This is a genomic window from Halanaerobacter jeridensis (genome assembly GCF_016908315.1).
GTDB lineage: Bacteria > Bacillota > Halanaerobiia > Halobacteroidales > Halobacteroidaceae > Halanaerobacter > Halanaerobacter jeridensis.
In genome coordinates, this window is the sequence record NZ_JAFBDQ010000001.1 from 1 (window position 1) to 16,007 (window position 16,007).

General features: G+C 32.2%; 15 protein-coding genes. All 15 read left to right on the forward strand.

Annotation, left to right across the window (positions count from 1 at the left end):
- Positions 1 to 181 precede the first annotated feature (181 nt).
- The 15 genes from JOC47_RS00005 to JOC47_RS00075 all read left to right on the forward strand — a co-directional run bounded on the left by JOC47_RS00005 (position 182) and on the right by JOC47_RS00075 (position 15,992).
- The gene (locus JOC47_RS00005) at positions 182 to 1,501 is read left to right on the forward strand and encodes a YeeE/YedE family protein (RefSeq protein WP_204699911.1); all 1,320 of its coding nucleotides are present in this window, start codon (positions 182 to 184) and stop codon (positions 1,499 to 1,501) included.
- A gap of 77 nt (positions 1,502 to 1,578) precedes the next feature.
- The gene (locus tag JOC47_RS00010; RefSeq protein ID WP_204699912.1) at positions 1,579 to 3,273 is read left to right on the forward strand and encodes an FAD-dependent oxidoreductase; all 1,695 of its coding nucleotides are present in this window, start codon (positions 1,579 to 1,581) and stop codon (positions 3,271 to 3,273) included.
- A gap of 261 nt (positions 3,274 to 3,534) precedes the next feature.
- Positions 3,535 to 4,359 (forward strand): ABC transporter permease, encoded by an 825-nt coding sequence (locus JOC47_RS00015; RefSeq protein WP_204699913.1) that lies wholly within the window; start codon positions 3,535 to 3,537, stop codon positions 4,357 to 4,359.
- A gap of 175 nt (positions 4,360 to 4,534) precedes the next feature.
- The gene (locus JOC47_RS00020; protein WP_204699914.1) at positions 4,535 to 5,596 is read left to right on the forward strand and encodes a taurine ABC transporter substrate-binding protein; all 1,062 of its coding nucleotides are present in this window, start codon (positions 4,535 to 4,537) and stop codon (positions 5,594 to 5,596) included.
- Positions 5,597 to 5,601: 5 nt separating this feature from the next.
- Complete coding sequence (locus JOC47_RS00025) at positions 5,602 to 6,402, forward strand: ATP-binding cassette domain-containing protein (RefSeq protein ID WP_204699915.1); 801 nt, start codon at positions 5,602 to 5,604, stop codon at positions 6,400 to 6,402.
- A gap of 215 nt (positions 6,403 to 6,617) precedes the next feature.
- The gene (locus JOC47_RS00030; RefSeq protein WP_204699916.1) at positions 6,618 to 7,217 is read left to right on the forward strand and encodes an anthranilate synthase component II; all 600 of its coding nucleotides are present in this window, start codon (positions 6,618 to 6,620) and stop codon (positions 7,215 to 7,217) included.
- Entirely contained in the window at positions 7,195 to 8,550 is a 1,356-nt protein-coding gene (gene pabB, locus JOC47_RS00035; protein WP_204699917.1) for an aminodeoxychorismate synthase component I, read from the forward strand. Before JOC47_RS00030 ends, pabB begins: the two co-directional genes overlap by 23 nt.
- A complete protein-coding gene (locus JOC47_RS00040; RefSeq protein ID WP_204699918.1) occupies positions 8,519 to 9,283 on the forward strand; it encodes an aminotransferase class IV in 765 nt (254 codons plus the stop codon). Before pabB ends, JOC47_RS00040 begins: the two co-directional genes overlap by 32 nt.
- 6 nt (positions 9,284 to 9,289) lie before the next feature.
- Complete coding sequence (gene folE, locus JOC47_RS00045) at positions 9,290 to 9,850, forward strand: GTP cyclohydrolase I FolE (protein ID WP_204699919.1); 561 nt, start codon at positions 9,290 to 9,292, stop codon at positions 9,848 to 9,850.
- A gap of 135 nt (positions 9,851 to 9,985) precedes the next feature.
- Positions 9,986 to 10,783 (forward strand): dihydropteroate synthase, encoded by a 798-nt coding sequence (gene folP, locus JOC47_RS00050; protein WP_204699920.1) that lies wholly within the window; start codon positions 9,986 to 9,988, stop codon positions 10,781 to 10,783.
- Between the two features lie 10 nt (positions 10,784 to 10,793).
- A complete protein-coding gene (gene folB / locus JOC47_RS00055) occupies positions 10,794 to 11,159 on the forward strand; it encodes a dihydroneopterin aldolase (RefSeq protein ID WP_204700233.1) in 366 nt (121 codons plus the stop codon).
- A 123-nt stretch (positions 11,160 to 11,282) separates the two neighbouring features.
- On the forward strand, positions 11,283 to 11,765 hold the full coding sequence (gene folK, locus JOC47_RS00060) for a 2-amino-4-hydroxy-6-hydroxymethyldihydropteridine diphosphokinase (RefSeq protein WP_204699921.1): 483 nt from the start codon (positions 11,283 to 11,285) through the stop codon (positions 11,763 to 11,765).
- A 29-nt stretch (positions 11,766 to 11,794) separates the two neighbouring features.
- A complete protein-coding gene (locus tag JOC47_RS00065; RefSeq protein ID WP_204699922.1) occupies positions 11,795 to 13,606 on the forward strand; it encodes a DUF3857 domain-containing transglutaminase family protein in 1,812 nt (603 codons plus the stop codon).
- Between the two features lie 229 nt (positions 13,607 to 13,835).
- The gene (locus JOC47_RS00070; RefSeq protein ID WP_204699923.1) at positions 13,836 to 15,542 is read left to right on the forward strand and encodes a BamA/OMP85 family outer membrane protein; all 1,707 of its coding nucleotides are present in this window, start codon (positions 13,836 to 13,838) and stop codon (positions 15,540 to 15,542) included.
- A gap of 234 nt (positions 15,543 to 15,776) precedes the next feature.
- On the forward strand, positions 15,777 to 15,992 hold the full coding sequence (locus JOC47_RS00075; RefSeq protein WP_204699924.1) for a FeoA family protein: 216 nt from the start codon (positions 15,777 to 15,779) through the stop codon (positions 15,990 to 15,992).
- Positions 15,993 to 16,007 lie beyond the last annotated feature (15 nt).

The window sequence follows — 16,007 nt, forward strand, 5'->3', positions numbered from 1 at the left end:
AAAACGAGGTAGAGATCTCAATGTTAGAGCGTTACTCCTAGATAGGAGTCGCAGAGATACTCCACCTCGCTACAAATAATTATATCATATCAAAGATAAAAAATTAAGGTGAAGTACTTGCTTTCTATCTAGAAGTAATGTGCTTTACTAATAAAATATCACAATAGGGGTGGAAATGGTAATGAAAAAAGAATCAATTGAGACTGCTAAGCAGAATTTTGATGGTAAGCAGGTATTAATATCTATTATTGCATTGATTTTGTTAGGAGCATTTGGGACTTCTCTTGCTACTAAAAACCAAATGTTAGGAATATTTTTAGTGACGGGAATTATCTTTGGCTACATTTTAACTCGAGCTAGATTTGGTTTTGCAGGAGGAGTTAAACAGCCTTATATGACAGGTAATTCAGCTCTTGTCAAAGGCTTATTAGTTACTTTTGCAGTAACAATAATTGCAACAGCAGGAGTTCATTGGGGAACAATGGTTTTAGATGGAGCTTCAGTAGCAGAGGTTGCTGTAAAAGGTGGCGCTCATCCTGCTCCAGGTAGCAATGCAGTTAAACCACTTAATTTAGCAGTAATAATTGGTGGTTTTGTGTTTGGAATAGGTATGATTATGGCTGGTGGTTGTGCATCAGGTACTTTAGCTGATTTAGGAGAAGGTGCTGTTCGTTCAGCAATTGCACTCTTTTTCTTTGCCTTAGGTGCTGTAATTGGTAGATGGGCAAGATATACTTTCGATAAGTCATCTTTAGCAGACTTTTCAACGACGATTTATTTACCTGAAGTATTTGGTTATCTCGGAGCGATTTTGCTGTCAGTCTTTTTCTTAGTAATTTTATATGTAATTGTGAAAAAATATGAATCTATGAGAAAGAAAGATGGCAGTTATCAAGAGATTGAATATAGTCCTGAACAGAGACCTGTTGAAGAAACAGATGATTTTGGCTTATTCAATTATGAAACATATCATAAATTCTTTGTAGAAAGATGGGATTATATCACAGGTGGCTTATTAATTGCTGTTATGTTTATTTTCGTTATGAATACTACTGGTACTGATTGGGGTATCACTGGTGCTTATACTTATTGGGGAGTAGCTATCTTACAAAAGTTAGGTATGAATTTTGCTAATAGCCCTATTTATTCTGGAATTGCAGAGACGGTTAATAATGGTTTATTGAATCATGCTGGTACTCTTAGAAACTTAGGAATCATCTTCGGTTCAGCTTTAGCTTTACTACTAGGTAGTAAGTTCAAACTTAAATACAATTTCAGATTTTATGATGCAGCAATGTATGCTATAGGTGGTTTGTTCATGGGATTTGGAGCAAGATTTGCTAAAGGTTGTAATATTGGTGCTTTATACGCAGCAATTAGTAGTTTCTCTTTACATGGCTGGGCATTCTTGATTGCTCTTTCTTTAGGTGGCATTACTGGCTTAATGTACTTTGAAGGAAAGCTGAATATTATTCCAAATCGTAATCTTTCTAATAACTAACGTTAAATACAAAACGGAATAAACAATCTAAAACAAGGCAAATAAAAAATCAAAATATATTAGGAGGCAATAATATTATGAGTAAAAAGATTTTAGTTGTTGGCGGAGTAGCTGGAGGCGCTTCAGCTGCAGCAAGAGCGAGAAGAATTGATGAATCAGCAGAGATCATTATGTTTGAGAGAGGTCCACATGTTTCATTTTCAAACTGTTCACTACCATTTCATTTAAGTGGAATTGTAGAGGATAGTGAAGATTTAGTATTAGTTTGTCCAGAAACTTTTAAGAATAAGTATAATATTGAAGCTAGAACTAGAAATGAAGTAACTGGTGTTAATAGAGAAGAGAAAAAAGTAACTGTTAAGAATTTAGAAACTGGAGAAGAATACGAAGAAGATTATGATAAATTAATCTTATCTCCAGGAGCTAGTGCTATTTGTGCTAATATCGAAGGTGCACAGAATGAAAATGTATTTACGCTAAGAAATGTTCAAGATATTAGAGAGATGGATAGCTATATTGAAGAAAATAATGTTGAAAATATTGCTGTTGTTGGTGGCGGTTATATCGGAGTAGAAGTGGCTGAAAACTTACATTTAGATGGTAAAAATGTTAGCTTAGTTGAAGCTCAAGACCAAATTATGAATCCATTTGATTATGATATGGCGCAGTTAATTCATAAAGAAGTTATGGATAAAGGAATTAATTTAATTCTAAGTGAAACTGTAGAGAAGGTTACTGAAGATTCAGTAGTTCTAAGCTCAGGAGAAGAAGTAGAAGCAGAAGCTGTAGTGATGGCTATTGGAGTTTGTCCTGAAACTGAATTGGCTGAAGATGCAGGTCTTGAACTTGGTGAAACTGGTAGTATTAAAGTTAACCATAATTATCAAACGAGTGATGATGATATTTATGCTGTAGGAGATGCAATTGAAACTTATCATCAGCTAACAAATGAAACAATCAGATTGCCTTTAGCTGGCCCTGCACAAAGACAGGCTAGAGCAGCAGCTGATCATATTTATGGTAAGTCACATAATAATAATGGTGTTATTGGTTCTTCTGTAGTGCAGGCTTTTGATTTATCTGCAGCAGCAACAGGATTAAATGAAAAGCAGGCTAAAGAAGCAGGTATTCCTCATGATATTGTTTATACAATTCCAATGGATAAAGTTGGATTAATGCCTGATAGTAATCCAATGCACTTTAAATTAGTTTATGAAGATCCAACAGGTAGAATTCTTGGAGCTCAAGCAATTGGTAAAGGTAATGTAGATAAAAGAATAGATGTAATTGCTAGTATGATTAGTATGGATGCTACTTTAGAAGACCTAAAAGAGTTAGAATTATGCTATGCACCAATGTTTGGTACACCAAAAGATGTAATTAATCAAACAGCTCTAGTAGGATTAAATCTATTAAATGGTGTATTTGAACAAGTTCCTGTTACAAAGGTAAGAGAATTAGTTGAAAATGATGCTTGTATTATTGATGTACGTGAAGAGGATGAATTTGCTAATGGTCACCTTAAGAATGCAGTGAATATTCCTTTAAGTGAACTTAGAGATAGAGTAGATGAAATTCCAGAAGATGAGCCTGTATATTTACACTGTCGTTCAGGGCAGAGAAGTTATAATGCAATTATGGCTCTACAAGATATGGGATATGACAATTTATACAATGTTTCTGGTTCATTCCTTGGAGTTTGCTGTTATGAGTACTTCCAAGACCAATTAACCGGTAGAGAAAAAATAGTTACAGAATACAACTTTAACTAAATAGATTAATTTTAAGATCAATAATCAGGCGGGGGTTAACCCTGCCTGATTTATATTTGGTATTATATAAATAATAATTTTAAAATAAGTAATAGTTGATATTTAATATTCTAATTAATAATGATTATAAATTATTCTTTATATAAATTGTCGAATATTATATGATAAAAGTAGTTTATTGATATTAGAAAGGAGGGAGTAAGAAGCCGATTCATCTTCGTTATTAATTTATAGCTTTGCTAGGATGAAATTCGGTGATTTATGGATTTAGAAAATGAAGATAAAGTAGAAAACAATAATTCAGAAGCGGGAACTGAAAAGAGTAAAACCGAAAAAGTATTAACCCTAAGTACGTGGGTTGTTATTTTAGGAGCGTGGTATATAGTAACTAAGTTAGAACTATTTTCTCCTACTTTACTGCCACCACCGACTGAAGTAGTGACTGCGTTTTTTAAATTATTAAAAGATGGTTATAATGGAATTGCACTGTGGGTACATCTAGGAGCTAGTTTTAGAAGGTTATTTATAGCTTTAGGTTTAGCAATTATAACAGCAATTCCAATCGGATTGTTAAGTGGTTATGTTTCTAAAGTTAAGGCAATTGTGGATTCAGTAGTTGAATTTTATCGTCCTTTGCCGCCACTTGCGTATTATACATTACTTATACTATGGTTTGGCATTGATGATAAATCAAAGATAATATTATTATTCTTAGCAGCTTTTGCACCAATTTATATTGCCTGTATTTCAGCTGTGAGAAAAATTAATCAAGATTATATATTAAGTGCTAAATCATTAGGAGCTAGTCAAAAGAAAATATTCTTTAAGATAGTATTACCAGCTTGTTTGCCTGAAATTTTTACAGGGATTAGGACAGCTTTTGGAGTAGCTTATACTACCTTAGTTTCCTCAGAAATGATAGCTGCTACTTCCGGTATTGGCTGGATGGTGTTAGATGCCTCTAATTTTTTAAAGAGTGAGGTTATATTCATAGGAATCTTTATCATGGGCATTAGTGGTGTATTAATTGATGCAGGATTGCGATTTATAGAACGAAAGATTGTGTTTTGGAAAGGGAAAGTTTAAACAGTGAAGAGTGAAGAGTAAACAGTGAAGAGTAAAGAGTGAAGAGTAAGAACAGTAAGACAGTAAGAACAGTGAAGAGTGAAGAGAATAAAGAAGAAACAAGAAAAAAAGAAAAATGTAGAGACTTGGCATGCCAAGTCTAAAATGAAAACAAATATAATAAGGAGAGATAATAATGAATAAAGAAGTAATTAAGAAATTATTATTACTAACATTAATCGGTGTTATGTCTGTTTCTTTAGTAGCTTGTGGTGGTTCTAATAATAAAGAGCAGCAGTCTGATTCTTTACCAGATGAAATTAATTTTGGTATTTTGCGGGTGCCAAATGATGAAACTATAGCAATGGTAGAGGAGATGTTTGAAGAACGTTTTGGGGAAAAAGATATTGAAGTTAACTTTACTGTTTTTGATTCTGGGTCAGAAGCTAATCAGGCTTTAGCATCGGGAAGTATTGATTTTGCTACAATGGGTAATGTTAATGCTGTAACTGCATTGTCAAGAGACTTGAATGTAGAAATGATTTGGATCCATGAAGTGTTAGGAGATATTGAAGCTTTAGCAGTTAAAAACAACTCTGAAATTAATAAGATAGAAGATTTAGCGGGAAAGAAAGTAGCAGTACCTTTTGCTTCTACATGTCATTATGTGTTATTAAATGCTTTAAATAATGCAGGAGTTGCAGATGAGGTACAGCTTTTAGATATGCAGACAGCAGAAATTGTTGCTGCTTGGGAACGTGGAGATATAGATGCAGCTTATGTTTGGCAACCTTCTTTAGCTAAATTATTAGAAAGTGGAAGAGTGCTTGTATCAAGTAAGGAAATGGCTAAGCGAGGTTATGTAACTGCTAATGTAGAAGTAGTTAATAAAGATTTTGCTGCTAAATATCCTCAGGTAGTAACTTCATTTATTACAATGTTATCAGAAGCAGCAGATATATATCGAGAAAGCCCTGAAAAAGCAGCTTCTCTTGTCTCACAAAAGTTAGAAATAACACCTCAAGAAGCTTTAAAACAGATGCAGGGTTCAACGTGGTTGACTCGTAAAGAACAATTGGGTGAAAATTTCTTTGGTACAAGTGAAAAGCCGGGAGATTTTGCTCAAATCATGAAGCAAACTTCAGACTTTTTAAAGCAGCAGAATTCTATTCAAACTTCCCCGTCTCAGGAAGAATATAATCAGTATGTTAATCCTAAATATATAGAACGATCTTTAGAACAAGGGAAAGGAAATTAGTAGTAGTGAGTCAAGAAGAAGTTTTAATTGAGACTAAAAATTTAGATAAGATTTACGGTACAGGGGAAGATTCTGTTTTAGCTTTAAAAGATATTAATTTAGAGATTAGACGTGGAGAGTTTGTTTGTGTTTTAGGACCATCAGGTTGCGGTAAAAGTACATTATTGAAAACTATTGCTGGGTATATTGAAGCGACAAATGGTCAATGCTTAATGCAAGGAGAAGAGATTGAAGGTCCGGATTGGCATCGCGGTGTTGTCTTTCAATCTTCAACCTTGTATCCTTGGATGAGTGTTAAGGATAATGTAGAGTTTGGCCCGCGTATGAGAAATCTACCTGAAGATGAAATAAAAGAGATTCAAGAGTATTTTCTAGAAGAGGTTAATCTCTCAGGTTTTGGTGATAAAGCTACTTTTGAATTGTCAGGAGGAATGAAACAACGCGTAGCTTTAGCAAGAGTGTTGGCCAATAATCCACAGGTGATTTTGATGGATGAGCCTTTCGGAGCTTTAGATGCTTTAACTAGAAATGATATGCAAAAATTGATTCATAATATTTGGAAAGAGAACAATAGTACTATCTTCTTTATTACTCATGATGTTGACGAGGCATTATCTTTGGCTACTAGAGTTGTTGTAATGTCTAAACGCCCTGGAAGAATAATTAGAGAATTTAATGTAGATTTTACAGATACATTATTTGATGAGAATACAAAGTTTGATGATAGTTCTCAACGTGTAGAATATGAAGATGAATACTTCAAGGTCAAAAATGAAATATTAGATATTATCAACAATCAAGTATAGAATATAGTAAAAAGTTAATTATTATTAATCCTTTAGCTTTGCATTGTTCATTCAAAGCTAAAGGATTTTTTTATTTTGATTTAAGGATAAACAATTATTAAATACTTTTTTCGCATTATTGCTTACTAATTACTAAATGTTAATTTATAGTTGATAATTAAGCTTAATAAAGATAAAATTAATTAAAAGGTAAATAAATTTAGGAGTAGTTGCTTATGATTTTAATGATCGATAATTATGATTCTTTTACATACAACTTAGTTGATTATTTAGAGCAATTAGGAGAAGAAGTTATGGTCAAGCGAAATGATCAGTTAGCTATTTCTGATATTAAAGATTTAGCTCCTGAAATGATTATAATTTCTCCTGGGCCAGGAGTCCCTAAAGAAGCTGGAGTTTCAATGGAAGTAATTAATAATTTTAAAGGAGAAATTCCTATATTAGGGATTTGTTTGGGTCATCAAGCTATAGCTGAAGTATTTAATGCTGAGATAGTTAAAGCATTAGAGCCAAAACATGGGACAGTTGAAGCAATAAATCATTATAATCAAGGAGTATTTAATAAATTAGCTAATCCTTTAAGAATAACTCGCTATCATTCGTTAGTTGTTGCTAAAAAGAATCTACCGTTCGATTTAGAAATAACTGCTGTAAGTGAAGAAGGAGAGGTCATGGGATTAAAACATAAAAAATATTTAATTGAAGGAGTTCAATTTCATCCTGAAGCATTATTGACAGAACAAGGGCGAGAATTGCTAGCTAATTTTATTGCTGAAGCTAGAGGTGAAAAAGGTGATCGAAAAAATAGCAACTAGTTTAAGTGCTTTTGAATTGTATACAATTTTTAAAGAGCAGGAATATAGTTTTATTCTAGATAGTAATTTGAATAATAATTTAGGAAGATATTCTTTTGTTAGTGCTCAACCATTTGAGGTTTTAAAGTATGATCTTGACAATGAACGACCGTTAGCTAAATTAAGGACTAAATTAGATCAATATGCAGTGGAGAATACTAGTGATTTACCCTTTATTGGGGGGGCAGTTGGTTATTTATCTTATGATTTATGTCATTGTATAGAGGAATTACCCCGCAGAGCTAAAAAAGATGTGGTTGTACCAGATTTATATATGGGATTATATGATTGGGTATTAGTAATTGACCATGGGCAGGATGAGGTTTATTTTGCTAGTCCTAATTTAGACCTAAATAAAGAAAATAATATTAAAGAAAAAGTAATTGGGAAAATTAGATTAGCCGAAAAGAACGAGTTTTTTAATCAAGTACCTGAAAACGAAATAAAATGTAGTAATTTAAAAGCTAATTTCACTCGTCAACAGTATTTATCAGCTATTAAAAAGATTCAGCATTATATAGAAACAGGATATATATATCAGGTTAATTTAAGTCAAAAGATTAAAGGAGAAATAAATTGTTCTGGCTATCAACTTTATAAGCGATTAAGAGAAATTAGTCCTGCCCCATTTGCAGCATTTTTAGAATTTCCGGAGATTGAAATCTTATCTAATTCACCAGAAAGATTTATTAAGGTTAGAGATAATCTTATTGAAACTAGACCAATTAAGGGGACCAGACCGCGTGGTAAAACAGAACAAGAAGATGAGAAAATGCGCCAAGAATTATTGGCCAGTGAGAAGGATAAAGCAGAGTTATTAATGATTGTCGATTTAGAAAGAAATGATTTAGCTAAGGTTTCTAAAGTAGGTAGTGTTGAAGTACCTCAATTATATGAATTAGAAGAATATGCTAATGTACATCATTTAGTGGCTACAATAAAGTCAGAGTTGGAAGTAGATAAAGATGTAATTGATTTGATTGAAGCTACCTTCCCGGGAGGTTCTATTACAGGAGCACCTAAAATTAGAGCGATGGAAATTATTGATGAGTTAGAATCAACTCAGAGAAATATTTATACTGGGTCAATTGGTTATTTAGGATTTGATGGGAGTTTAGATTTGAATATTGCTATTAGAACAATTGTTAAACAGAACAAGCAAATTAACTTTAATGTTGGTGGCGGTATTACATGGAATTCAAATCCTGAATCTGAGTATCAAGAAACTTTAGATAAAGCTCAAGCAATAATGAAGGCGGTGAATGGTGATTATGCAGGAGAAAATTTCTTTTAATAGTAATTTAGCTAAATATGGAATTGGATTGTTTGAGACAATTAAAGTAATTAATGGTCAAGCAGTATTTTTAGATGAACATTTAAAGCGTTTATATAATTCAATTCGAGTTTTGGAAATAGATTTTGATCTAAATCAGGAAATATTAAAAGAAAAAATAGATGATTTTGCTGCTGATTTAGAGCAGAAGGCTCTACGAGTAACTGTTTGTGACCAAGGTTATAATTTTTCAACTAGGGATATTTCCTATCAAAGGGAAGATTATGAGCAAGGCTATGACTTAACAATTGCTAATATCAAACGTAGCAATAATCCGTTACATAAACATAAGACTACTAACTATTTTACTAATCTTTATGTTAGGAAAGAGGCTCAAACAGCTGGATATGATGAAGCCTTATTTTTAAATTCTCACAATTATGTGTTAGAATCTACAATGGCTAATCTCTTTTTTATTAAGGATCAAAAGATATATACTCCTAGTTCTGATTTGGAATTATTACCGGGGATAATAAGAAATAAGGTGATTATGATTGCTAATGAATTAGGGCTAGATATTAAGGAAGTAATCATTGAGAAACCGGAGTTAACTTGTTTTGATTTTGCATTTATAAGTAATAGCTTACTTGGTGTAATGAAAGTAAATAGGATTGCTGGAATTGAATATCAGAGTGAAAATAATATCTTCACTTTATTATCTGAAGAATTAAAGCAAAGAGAAATGAGGAGCTGACTAGTTATGGATAAAGAAAAGATTGAAAATGCAGTAGCAGACATATTAGAGGCAATTGAAGTGGATTCTGAACGTGAAGGTTTGCAAAATACCCCACAAAAGGTAGCTGAAATGTATGAAGAAATTTTTTCAGGAATTGGAGAAGATCCAGAGGAACATTTAGAATTGGTTTTAGAAGATGAAGACTATGAAGATTTAGTATTAGTTAAAGATATTAATTTTTATTCTATGTGCGAACATCACTTGGTTCCCTTTTTTGGGAAAGCTCATGTAGCATATATCCCTAAAGATGGTCAAGTGACAGGATTATCTCGTTTAGCTAAAGTGGTACAATCTGTAGCTAAACGACCGCAACTACAGGAAAGAATGACTAAAATGATTGCAGATGCTATAGATAATGTCTTAGATCCCTTAGGAGTTTGTGTGATTGTAGAAGCCGAGCAAATGTGCATGACAATGCGAGGAATTAAACAATCTGAATCACGAACAGTAACTTCTTCTGTCCGCGGTAGTTTTAGAAGTGATGAGAAATCTAGAGAAGAAGTGATGAACTTAATAAAAGATTAATTTAAAGTGTAGCTGGCGGGATTGAGATGTAATTGTGAGGAGCAGGAATATATTCTTTTGTAGGAAAAATTGTTAAATCCAGGGTTTGGTTTTCTATTTTAGTTATTTATTTTTAATTTTAAAAGGAGTGATAAGATGTTTGAGTTTGGAGATCATTCTTATATTATGGGTATTTTAAATGTAACGCCTGATAGCTTTTCAGATGGTGGAGAATATTATGATGTTGAAGCTGCTGTCACTCATGCTAAAGAGATGGTAGCTGAAGGAGCAGATATAATTGATGTTGGCGGCGAATCAACTCGTCCGGGAGCGAAAAAAATAACTCCCCAAGAGGAGATAAAAAGAATCAAAGCAGTAATTAAAGCATTAGTAGAAGAGATTGAAGTTCCTATTTCAGTAGATACATATAAACCACAAGTAGCTCGTGAAGTCTTAGAGTTAGGAGTAGATATGATTAATGATGTGCGAGGTTTACAGTGGGATAGTGAAATGGCAAAAGTAGTTGCAGAATATGATGTTCCGATAGTAATTATGCATAATGGACGAGGTAATGATTCTAATAAAGATATTATTATAGCCATTAAAAACTTTTTAAGAGAGAGTATTCGGACTGCTAAAAAAGCAGGAGTCAAAGAGGAAAATATTATTTTAGATCCTGGAATAGGATTTGGATTAGCTCAATTTGAAAATAAAGAAATAATGCGTCGCTTATCAGAGATTAAGCGCTTAGGATATCCACTGCTGTTAGGGACTTCTCGTAAGTCTATGTTAGGTAAAATTTTAGATATCCCAGCTGAAGAGAGAGTTGAAGGTACTGTAGCTACTACAGTAATGGGGATCATGCAGGGAGTAGATATTTTTAGAGTCCATGATGTAGCTGAAAACTTACAAGCAGCTAAAGTAACTGATGCTATTTGGAGACAGGAAGAGTAGGTGAAATATTATCGATAAAATAATCTTAAATAACTTAGTTTTTTATGGTTACCATGGAGTGTTGTCAGAAGAAAATAACTTAGGACAAAAATTTTTTATAGATGCAGAATTATATGCTGACCTGCATCCAGCAGGAGAAAGTGATGATGTTGAGCAAGCAGTTAACTACGCTGAAGTTTATGAAGTTATTAAAGAGATATGTGAAAATAAAGAGTTTGATTTAATCGAAGCATTAGCAGAAAATATTGCCCAAACAATTTTAGAGCAGTTTGCATTAGTAGAAGAAGTCACAATCAAAGTCAAGAAACCAGAAGCCCCAGTAGCAGGTGTTTTTGATTATGTTGGAGTAGAAATTAAAAGGACGCGGGGGAACTAACGTATAGTGATTGCGCACATTATATGGAGAAAGTAGAGCGAAGAGGGCTACACGGAGGGTCTCACGCATTTCGAGACCCGGAGGGAATATAGATCATTTGATTTTTACAGGGAGCGAGATATAATGGATAAGGCATATTTAGGTTTAGGTACTAATATTGGAGAGCGAGAGAAAAATTTAAGAGCAGCAGTAGCTCATATCAAAAAAACAACTGATGTAGAAGTAACAGAAGTTTCTTCTATTTATGAAACTGAACCTTGGGGTTATGAAGAACAAAATCAGTTTTTGAATCTATGTTTGAAAATCAAAACTGATTTAAAACCTCAGGAATTATTAGAAAAATGTCAGCAAATAGAAAAGAGAATGGGACGAAAGCGAGAAGAAAAATGGGGGCCAAGGATTATTGATATTGATATTTTGATTTATGATAATTTAGAAGTAAATACTTCTAAATTAGTTATACCGCATCCTAGAATACAAGAACGTGCTTTTGTATTAGTTCCATTACAAGAATTAGATTCAAATTTAATGATTAAAGGGAAATCGATTGCGCAGTGGTTAGAGCAAGTGTCAACATCTGGAATAATCAATTATAGTAGTTATTGATTGGAATGCCCACCCTGGGAGGTGAAACTATGAAAAAAAGGTGTTTATTACTGGTAGTGCTAGTATTGTTATTTACTAATACTGCAGTTGCCCTGGAAAAAGATCCTAATCAATTATTGCAAGAAGCCCCCAGCCAGTTTTATTATCCTGATAAAGATGCAGTAGTCTGGAAAGAAGAACAAGTATTTGATTATTCTCAGAAGCCATACCGAGTTAGTCATTATCGAGCTATTAAAGTTTTCAATCAACAAGGGGTTAAAGACTATTCTCAGGTGAAGATAAATTATCATCCTCAGTGGCATAAATTAAATATTACTACTGCTTTAATAATTAAGCCTTCTGGTGAATTAATTACAGTAAGTGAAGAAAAGATTAGTAAACAAGCTGCTAAATATACTCCTAATAGTAAGGTTTATCAGAGTAAGCAAGAAAAAATCATTAATTTTCCTGAAGTAGAAGCTGGCTCAATTATAATTTATGCTTATCAAAAGCAATTAAAACGGACATTGATTCCTAATGAAATTCAATTTGCTACTACTTTTACTAGTCATCGAAGTGAAATAGTATTAAAGTTACCTAAAGGAAGGAAAATAAATACTAAAATCAAACCTAAAAATGAATTGAATCAGGCAGTTATTAATACTAAGGGAGAAATTAAGGAATATACTTGGAGTGGTTATAAAAGTGAAGGTGAATTATTAGTTTCTACTCTTAATTCTTGGCTTGAATTGAGCCATTGGTATAATAATTTAATTACTCAACAAGGAAAACTAACTCCTGACGTGAAACAAAAAGTTAAAAAGTTAACAGCAGGATTAACAACTAAGAAAGCTAAGATAAAAGCATTATATAATTATGTAGCAGAAGATATAAGATATCTTGACTATCAATTAGGAGTTAATGGTTATCAACCTTTAGCAGTAAAGGAAATATATAAGCATAAATATGCAGTAACTAAAGATAAGGTTTATTTTTTAATTGCTTTGTTAAAAGAAATAAATGTTCCAGCAGAAGCGGTCTTGGTTGATCGTAAAAGTAATTTTGATGCGGGAATAGTAGTAGTTAATTTTAATCATATGTTGCTTTATTTACCACAGCAGGATTTGTATTTAAATCCTAATTCGGGTTTTATCCGTTATGGGAATTTACCGTTAAGTGACCAAGGAAAAAGAGTCTTAAGTTTAGCCCAAGGTCAAATTAGAGAGACCCCCATTTTATCTAAAGAACGCAACCAAGAACAAGTGACTGCCACTATTAATTTAAAGGAAGAAGGAGCAGCCGCTATTGATTTAAAGATTAATTCTCGAGGATTTTATGATTTTATCGCTAAAGCTTTATTTGGAGAGTTGAGTCCAATGGGCCAACGAGAGGCTTCTTTAAATATTTTAAATAAGCATTTTTCTGGTTTACAATTAAATGAAATTGATATTAAGGGGATTAATAATTTAACTGAATTAGCTGAGTTGAATTTTAAATTCACAGTTGAAGATTACTATCAAACTCATGAAGATAAAGCTTTACTGCAGGTTAATCAATTAGCAATTAGTTTTTTACTTAGTATTGCTGAAGCACGCAACACTATACCTTGTAAAATAGAAAGAAAGATTGTAATTAATATTCCATCTAAATATAATTCAATTATCTTGCCTAAAGATAAAAAGTTTATCAATAATGAAGGAGAAATAAGGGTTAACTATCAAAAGAAAGAAAATCAGATAATAAGTAATTTTTCTTATCAATTCAATAGATTAGCAGGGGTAGAGAAAGTAAGTTGGGTTTATATCAATGATTTGCTGAATAATTATCGCGAAATTAAAGAACAGCAAATTTTGCTAGAATAGTAATCGAAAAAAATGATATTTAAGCAGGAGATTAAATAAATAAGTATAATAAAAGATAGGGAGGGCCAAACTATTATAGTGTAAACTATAATTTTAAGCAATTGAGGAATAATTTATATTTTTTATTTTTTTATCAAAATTTCATCACAAGTAGTAGGTATAATTTATAACAAGAGCTCAGAATTATTGCTTTGGATGTAGCATCTAAAAATGATAATGGAGGGATATAATGTTAAAGAAAGTAGCAGTAATAACTTTTTTGTTAACTATAGTAGTATTCAACACTAGTGTATTTGCAGCAGATGGCTTATCAGGTAATAAGATTACGGATATAAAGGTAGAGGGGAACCAGAAGGTTAGTGAGCAAGAGATTTTAATGGAAGTAGAAACGCAAGTAGGAGATAAAATAGATAACGATAAATTGAAAAAAGATTTAAGATCAATTTATGATTTAGGCTATTTTTTAGATATTAAAATTAATTTTAGAAATTATAAAGATGGAGTGCAGTTAATATTTAAAGTAATGGAGAATCCAGTATTAGAAAAAGTTGTTATAGAAGGAAATAAAGAAGTAACAACTAAGAAGCTTAAAAAGTTATTAGGAGTTAAGTCAGGAGAAATATTAAATGTAAATACATTGAAAAATGGGATCAAAGAGATTAACAATTACTATCAAAATCAAGGATTCCCATTGGGACGAGTTGTAGATAGAAGAATCAAAAATGGTAATCAACTGTATTTAGAAGTTAATGAAGGTAAGATTAATAAGATAAAAATTAAAGGTAATAAAGAAACAAAGGAGTATGTAATTAGAAGAGAATTGTCACTTCAAGAAGGACAAGTCTTAAATATGAACAAGTTACAGCGAGATATTAGAGACTTATATCGTTTAGGTTTCTTTAAAGGAATTAAACCTCAATTCAAACGAGTAGAGAATAACCCTCAAGCAGTAAATGTAATTCTTGAAGTAACAGAGAAAAAAACAGGTAGCTTACAATTTGGGATTAGTCATAGTCCTGATGCAGGAATGATGGGGACTATTAATGTATCTAAAGATAATTTATTTGGTACAGGTCAAAAAGTAAATGTAAAGCTAGAATCAGGTGAAGAACGTGATTATTATGAATTAGGTTATAGTAATCCGTGGATGTCTAAATATTTTGATGTTAAAACGAGTTTCAAGTTTAATTTGTATAATAAAACTGAAGAAGATTTAAATAATGATGAAATTAGAGAAAAGGGTGGTAATGTTACTATTGGGCGGCAATTAACATATAATACTAATAGTTATTTCACAGTAGATATTAGTAAAATTAAAGATGAAGATGAGTCTGATTGGCGTGATAATAGAACTTTAAGATTAAGTACAATAAGAGATACTACTACAGCTCCCATCAGTCCTCGTTATGGTAGTAAACAAAGTTTAACTTTAGAAAAAGCAGGTTGGATTGGTGGCGATGATGATTATAGTAAATATAATTTAGAATTGAAAAAATATTTTCCTTCTTTAGAAAAGAATAGCTGGGCTCTGAGATTGAAGGTAGCAGGTTCAAACGGAGACCTTCCTGATGATAAGCGTTATTACTTAGGAGGAACAAATGGGATTAGAGGTTACGGGAGTTCTTATTATGATGAAGATGCTCAAAGTTATGATCCAACTCAAGCAGGATTTATCGGAAATTCAATGTTATTAGGTAGTGTTGAATATAGAATTCCGATTGTTGAAGCTGTACGAGGCGTTGTATTTGGTGATGTTGGAAGAACTTATCAAGGTAATAGTCTTGACTTAGATATAGGAGATTTCAATTATTCTTATGGTGTAGGACTTAGATTTAAAACACCAGTAGGTGAATTAGGTTTAGATTATGGTTATGCTCCAGATGCTAAAAGAAACTCTAAAGATGACTTCAGCTTAGTTTTAGGTAGTAAATTTTAAACTTTTAGCCAGGAGGTTTTCCTCCTGGCTTTCTCTATAAAAAGAAGTACTATATAAGTTAAAATTTGTTTTTAATTGATTAAATAAAAGCTTCACAAGGCTGCTTGACATTTGCTAGAAATACTGATAATATAATAGAAAAGAAATGAAAACCATTATCAGGTTAATGACAATATATTTTTTCCAGACTAATGATAATGAATCCCAATTTTATAAAATAAGGAGTGGATATTTATGACTTTAGCTGACGTGAATTGTGGAGAAGAATTTAAAATTACTGATATAAAAGATGATAAAATTAGAGCTCAAGCTTTAAGATTTGGTATTTCTGAAGGGGCGAATGTATCGTGTGCAGAAAAAGTCCCAGGAGGACCAGTAATTATAAAACGTAATTTACAAGAGATTGCAGTTGGTAGAAGATTAGCTAAGAATATAACAGTTGAACAATAAAGCCAAGGAGGAAGC